The sequence below is a fragment of the Bacillus sp. Y3 genome, assembly GCF_008123875.1.
GTDB classification, from domain to species: Bacteria; Bacillota; Bacilli; order Bacillales; family Bacillaceae; genus Bacillus; species Bacillus altitudinis.
Window position 1 is genome coordinate 1 of record NZ_VSSC01000016.1, and the last position, 5883, is coordinate 5883.

Genomic DNA, 5883 nt, shown 5'->3' on the forward strand with positions numbered 1-5883 from the left:
CACGCCGCCAGCGTTCGTCCTGAGCCAGGATCAAACTCTCCGAAAAAGTACAAAACCGAAGTTTTGCTTTTCGTCAGCGTTCGACTGACTACCTATGATGTATCATAGGATTTTTTTTATAAAAACTCGAATTAACAGGTACGTTTTGTCTTGTTTAGTTTTCAAAGATCATCTTCATTATCGCTCAGAGGCGACTTTCTTAATATAACATTTGAGCGCCGTGTGCGTCAAGTGTTTTTCTGAATTTCTTTTTGTCCGCTTTTCTTTAAAAGCAACTCAGTTGCTCATTAGCGACGTTTAATAATATACCATCATAATATTCATACGTCAATATCTTTTTTAACAAAATATCCTCGATGATAGATTTTTTGCCCCTTCGTCTCAATTGGCTCTACTAGCACAATTCCTTTTTCCACAAAGAAATCAATCATCACACTAAGATCAGGTGTGAAATGTTTGAGATCAGGATGTGCAAGAAGCTCGCCAAACAGCCAAATATCCTGCTGTTCCATGACATGACGCAAATGAGCCGCACCAATTTCTGCTTTTGAATGAATCAAGAAATCATTCGCTAGGAATAAAAGTTCTAACCGCTTATGAAGACTTTCGTGGCTTTCAATCAGCTCTGAATAAAGTTTATATACTTCAGGCTCCATATGACGTACTTGATTCCAAACGGTCACTTCTGGGTGGAAGCCTTTATCAATCACTTCAATACGCGCCAGATGATGCAGGGCATGCACAATGGAATTATATGCATCGAGGAATTGATTTGATTCAAAAAATGCTTTTCCTTCTATATATCTTCGAATGAGCTTGCCATATTCTAAACCAATTTTGAGCTTGCGGTTAGAAAACGGGAATGTACTCAGTTCATCAATCAAGTTGAAAATATATTCATTTCGATCAAACAGGACTTTTCCGTTTAAAATCCAATCAATAATCCGTCTGTTGGTACCTAAGGTAATCCATTCCTTCAACTGATCATCTGTGACAACATTTAAAGAAGCTGTTTGGTGACCGGATTCATAGTGCTTAATAAATAACGGTTCTTCCGCATCCTTTACGATGACTAGAAGCGCTGCATCAAAGTTATCCGTCTCAGAAGATACTTTATGTCTTCTTTCTACTATAATCACAGCTAATGTATCTGGATGACTTGCTCTCTCTTGATAAATAGGACGGAGAAGATTTTCCATAGTGATTCCTCCAATACTCGGGTGTAAGGTTCTTCTCTAATGCTATGTATTTCTCCTCATAGAATCAAAATTCCTTCAATACATGAAAAAAGATCGTTGAATCATTATAAGCAATTTATTCACAAAACTCTATAACTAATTCAAACAGAAAGGTAAAATGTGCTATATTGGAGATAAGGGGGACTAGGGATGGCGAAATACTCCAGTAAGATTAATAAAATCAGAACATTTGCACTTAGTTTGGTTTTTGTTGGTTTTTTGATCATGTATATCGGTGTGTTCTTCAAGGAATCGGTCTGGCTGTCGACCTTCTTTATGCTACTCGGCGTGTTATCGATTGGATTGAGTACAGCCGTTTACTTTTGGATCGGTATGCTTTCTACGAAGGCAGTCCGGGTCGTATGTCCAGGCTGTGAGAAGGAAACAAAAGTGCTTGGGCGGGTGGACATGTGCATGCATTGCAGAGAGCCACTTACACTCGATCCAGCATTAGAAGGCAAAGAGTTTGATGAATCCTACAATCGAAAAAAGTCATAAAAATAAGCTGACCATTCAACTGGTCAGCTTTTTCATTAATGATTTTCTTTTTTTGCACATTCTTGACAAGTGCCATAGATCTCCAAGCGATGATGACTTACTGTAAAGCCTGTCACATGGGATGCAAGCTGTTCTACTTCATCAAGGCCAGGATAGTGAAAGTCCACAATCTTTCCGCAGTTTTCACAAATCGCATGGTAATGGTCAGATGTCGCAAAATCAAATCGGCTTGAGGAATCCCCATACGTTAATTCTTTTACTAATCCAGATTCCCGGAAGACTCGTAAATTGTTGTAAACCGTTGCTACACTCATATTAGGAAATTTTCCTTCAAGTGCCTTATATATATCGTCCGCGGTTGGGTGTGTCATAGAATTTACGAGAAACTCCAAGATGGCATGGCGCTGCGGAGTAATTCGAACACCGGTTTCTTTTAGAGCGTCTAAAGCGTCTTTTAGTTCGTGAGCAGCCATTTCATCATGCACCTCTCTTTTCAAAAATATTCTTATATTATAATCTTTATAAATAGTGTACCCCCAGAGCCGAAACTTTGTCAATTACAATCCTCTTTTTTACCTATTCTTCAATACAAAAAAGACCGGCACGACTGCCGATCTCATCACGTCAACATATTAAGCGTGAGCTTTCAGTTCCTCAAGCGCTTCTTCCACATGATCTTTCACCTTTACTTTACGCCACTCTTTCACAAGCTTTCCTTCTTTATTAATAAGAAACGTTGAGCGTTCAATTCCCATGTATTCCTTACCAAAGTTCTTTTTCAGCTTCCATACACCGAAAGCTTCAGACAATTTTTGTTCGTCATCTACAAGAAGCAGGAAAGGTAAGTCATGTTTTTCTTTAAACTTTTGGTGCTTGTCTTGACCGTCTGGGCTTACGCCGATGATCACAGCATCTAATTCCGCAAAGCTTTGATGGCGGTCACGGAAATCACAAGCTTCCGTTGTGCACCCCGGCGTCATATCTTTTGGATAAAAATAAAGGACAATGTGTTTCCCTTTAAAATCAGAGAGCTTTACTTTCTCTCCATTATCACCAAGTAATTCAATATCAGGTACTTGCTGCCCCACTTCGATTGTCATGATACAATCCCTCCAACCTATTTTTTCATTAGCCTATCCAATTTGGAGAAGATATTCAACTAAGGACGCTTGCATCGGCATGTTAAAATAATGATAGACGACGTGATACGTTGAGATAGGAGGCTATTTATGAAATTCACCGAATCAGAAAAATTACATCAAGAGGCGCTGGAGCATATTGTTGGAGGGGTTAACAGCCCATCTCGTTCATATAAAGCAGTGGGCGGCGGGTCACCTGTTGCAATGGAAAAAGGCGAAGGCGCTTATTTTTGGGATGTTGACGGAAACCGTTATATCGACTATTTGGCAGCATACGGTCCAATTATTACGGGACATGCTCATCCTCATATTACAAAAGCCATCACGAAAGCAGCCGAGACGGGTGTCCTTTACGGAACACCAACGAAGCATGAAGTCGCTTTTGCTAAGATGCTGAAGGAAGCGATGCCTGCTTTGGATAAAGTTCGTTTTGTCAATTCAGGTACAGAAGCTGTGATGACGACAATTCGTGTCGCTCGCGCTTATACAGGCAGAACAAAGATCATTAAGTTTGCCGGATGTTACCACGGTCATTCTGATCTTGTGCTAGTTGCGGCCGGCTCTGGACCTTCCACTTTAGGAACACCAGATTCAGCGGGCGTGCCTAAAAGTATTGCCAATGAAGTCATTACCGTTCCATTCAACGATATAGACAGCTACAAAGAAGCATTAGACCGCTGGGGTGATGAAGTAGCAGCTGTTCTTGTTGAGCCAATTGTCGGGAACTTTGGCATCGTAGAGCCTAAAGACGGTTTCCTGCAGCAGGTGAATGACCTGACTCATGAAAAAGGGGCTCTAGTCATCTATGATGAAGTCATTACAGCTTTCCGCTTTATGTATGGTGGTGCACAGGACTTGCTTCAAGTAAAACCTGACCTCACTGCATTAGGTAAAATTATCGGCGGCGGTCTTCCAATCGGCGCTTACGGCGGCAAAAAAGAAATTATGGAGCAAGTCGCCCCGCTTGGACCAGCCTACCAAGCTGGTACGATGGCAGGTAATCCCGCCTCCATCCTTTCTGGTATTGCATGCTTGGAAGTGTTAAAACAAGACGGGGTCTACGAACGTCTGGATCAGCTCGGGGCCATGCTAGAAGAGGGAATTTTAGCCCACGCAAAAAAACATCAAGTAGATATTACAGTGAATCGCTTAAAAGGTGCTCTCACCATTTATTTTACAAAGGAAACGATTGTGAACTACGAGCAGGCTGAAAATACGGATGGTGAAATGTTCGCCCGTTTCTTTAAATTCATGCTCGCACAAGGTATTAACCTCGCTCCTTCTAAATATGAAGCGTGGTTCTTAACCATTGCACATACTGAAAATGATATTTCTGAAACGCTCAAAGCAGTAGATCATGCGTTTGAACAACTGAAACAATCATAATGAAGAGAAAAACAGACGTAAATTCATGCGTCTGTTTTTTTATTTACCAGCTCTTGATTGTCAAAAGCGAGTGAATCTGTTACATTTTTTCTCAATACCTTCTTTTGATGTTTTCATGAACTTTCAAAAATCACTTGAATATTTCGGAAGACCGCTGTATATTACTTAGTTGTTTCATCAAAATATTTATGATATATGACAAGTGGTCATCTATTATCGAAAAGAAAGGAATGCAGGGACAAAACCAATGAAACTTGGAGCCCGTATTTTAAAAACTGGTATTGCCATTGTACTCGCGCTTTACCTGGCAACATGGCTTGGGTTGCCGACACCCGTTTTCGCGGGAATTGCAGCTGTATTTGCTATCCAGCCATCTATTTATCGATCATTTTTAACGATTGTTGATCAAGTGCAAGCCAATATTATTGGAGCAGCACTTGCCATTACGTTCGGTCTGCTTTTTGGCACAGGACCAGTCATCATCGGCTTAACTGCCGTCATGGTCATTGCGATTAATTTAAAGCTGAAGATTGAACACACGATTCCGATTGCACTCGTAACCGTCATCGCGATTTTAGAAAGTGCAGGGGATCATTTCCTTTCCTTTGCCTTAATTCGAACAGCAACTGTGGTGTTAGGCGTACTTTCTTCATTTTTAGTGAATTTGATTTTCCTGCCGCCAAAGTATGAAACAAAGCTTGTTCATCACATTATGGAAAATACGGAGGAGATTTTAAAATGGATCCGTCTGAGCTCCAGACAGTCTACTGATCATTCCACTTTAAAGGATGACATCGATCAAATAAAAGAACGCATGATCAAATTAGATCACATTTACTTGTTATACAAAGAAGAACGAAGCTATTTAAAGAAAACAACTTATGTCAAATCTAGAAAGCTTGTTTTATTCAGACAGGCAATCATGACGTCTAATCGAGCGCTGTACTTGCTGAAAAAGCTTCATAAGTTAGAAAATGAAATTCATTTGATGCCAGAGCATTTCAGAGAGAGCTTAACAGATGAGATTGATTATTTACTGTACTGGCATGAACGTACCTTGATGAAGTTTGTTGGAAAAATGAAACCGCAGGACGATGATTTTCAGAATGAATGCTCTCTTCGTCTTGAAGCATTAACGAAATCATTTATTCAACACCAGCAAAATCAAGAAAACGACTTGCTCGATTACAATATGCTGAATGTGATGTCGAGTATTATTGAATACCGTGATGAATTGGAGCATCTAGATACTTTGATTACAAGCTTCCAAACGTATCACCCAAAAGATAGTGAGATTGAGACAGAAGAAAAAGAAGCTTAAATACAAAAGCCCGATTCTAAGAATCGGGCTTACATTTTTGACAAAGGGCTACAATGATCTTTATTTTAGCCCTTTGTCTTCTTTTCAGCGTAGTTGAAAACCCTTGAAACCAAGGAAGGACGAGTATTGGAGCGGAGCGAATGCCATATTCGTGAGCACCAGCTCGCAGGATTGACAAAGAATGTGGGGTTTGTCTACACGCTGTGACCGATTCTTAGAATCGGTCAGATTGTAGAGAAACTCATGTTTTTCTACAATCTTTTTTATTTTCACCATCATTATGATAGATGAGATTGAAGGA

At 40.1% G+C, this 5883-nt stretch carries 6 protein-coding genes; 3 read left to right on the forward strand and 3 right to left on the reverse strand.

Annotated elements, in window-relative coordinates; all coding sequences use genetic code 11:
- Window positions 1–320: 320 nt before the first annotated feature.
- Window positions 321–1199 (reverse strand): nucleotidyltransferase-like protein, encoded by an 879-nt coding sequence (locus FXF70_RS18895; protein ID WP_079919190.1) that lies wholly within the window; start codon window positions 1197–1199, stop codon window positions 321–323.
- Between the two features lie 189 nt (window positions 1200–1388).
- On the opposite strand from FXF70_RS18895, the gene FXF70_RS18900 reads away from it, so the two are divergent.
- Window positions 1389–1736, forward strand: a complete 348-nt coding sequence (locus tag FXF70_RS18900; RefSeq protein WP_007496750.1) for a YgzB family protein — start codon at window positions 1389–1391, stop codon at window positions 1734–1736.
- A 35-nt stretch (window positions 1737–1771) separates the two neighbouring features.
- Here the strand turns inward: FXF70_RS18900 and perR are convergent, their stop codons facing one another.
- Together perR and bcp are read right to left on the reverse strand one after the other, a co-directional pair.
- Window positions 1772–2209 carry a peroxide-responsive transcriptional repressor PerR gene (perR, locus tag FXF70_RS18905; RefSeq protein ID WP_003217782.1) on the reverse strand — a complete coding sequence of 146 codons (438 nt, stop codon included), beginning with the start codon at window positions 2207–2209 and terminating at the stop codon, window positions 1772–1774.
- Window positions 2210–2368: 159 nt separating this feature from the next.
- Window positions 2369–2836 carry a thioredoxin-dependent thiol peroxidase gene (gene bcp / locus FXF70_RS18910; RefSeq protein ID WP_007496746.1) on the reverse strand — a complete coding sequence of 156 codons (468 nt, stop codon included), beginning with the start codon at window positions 2834–2836 and terminating at the stop codon, window positions 2369–2371.
- 129 nt (window positions 2837–2965) lie between these two features.
- Between bcp and FXF70_RS18915 the strand changes: the two genes are divergently transcribed.
- On the forward strand, window positions 2966–4261 hold the full coding sequence (locus FXF70_RS18915) for a glutamate-1-semialdehyde 2,1-aminomutase (protein ID WP_148780897.1): 1296 nt from the start codon (window positions 2966–2968) through the stop codon (window positions 4259–4261).
- Between the two features lie 247 nt (window positions 4262–4508).
- Window positions 4509–5582, forward strand: coding sequence for an FUSC family protein (locus FXF70_RS18920; protein WP_025206980.1), 1074 nt, complete (start codon window positions 4509–4511; stop codon window positions 5580–5582).
- Window positions 5583–5883 lie beyond the last annotated feature (301 nt).

Bases quoted from the DNA above. Each gene is read 5' to 3' on its own strand.
- bcp (WP_007496746.1), bottom strand. From the start codon at position 2,836: ATGACAATCGAAGTGGGGCAGCAAGTACCTGATATTGAATTACTTGGT.
- FXF70_RS18900 (WP_007496750.1), top strand. From the start codon at position 1,389: ATGGCGAAATACTCCAGTAAGATTAATAAAATCAGAACATTTGCACTT.
- FXF70_RS18915 (WP_148780897.1), top strand. From the start codon at position 2,966: ATGAAATTCACCGAATCAGAAAAATTACATCAAGAGGCGCTGGAGCAT.
- FXF70_RS18895 (WP_079919190.1), bottom strand. From the start codon at position 1,199: ATGGAAAATCTTCTCCGTCCTATTTATCAAGAGAGAGCAAGTCATCCA.
- FXF70_RS18920 (WP_025206980.1), top strand. From the start codon at position 4,509: ATGAAACTTGGAGCCCGTATTTTAAAAACTGGTATTGCCATTGTACTC.
- perR (WP_003217782.1), bottom strand. From the start codon at position 2,209: ATGGCTGCTCACGAACTAAAAGACGCTTTAGACGCTCTAAAAGAAACC.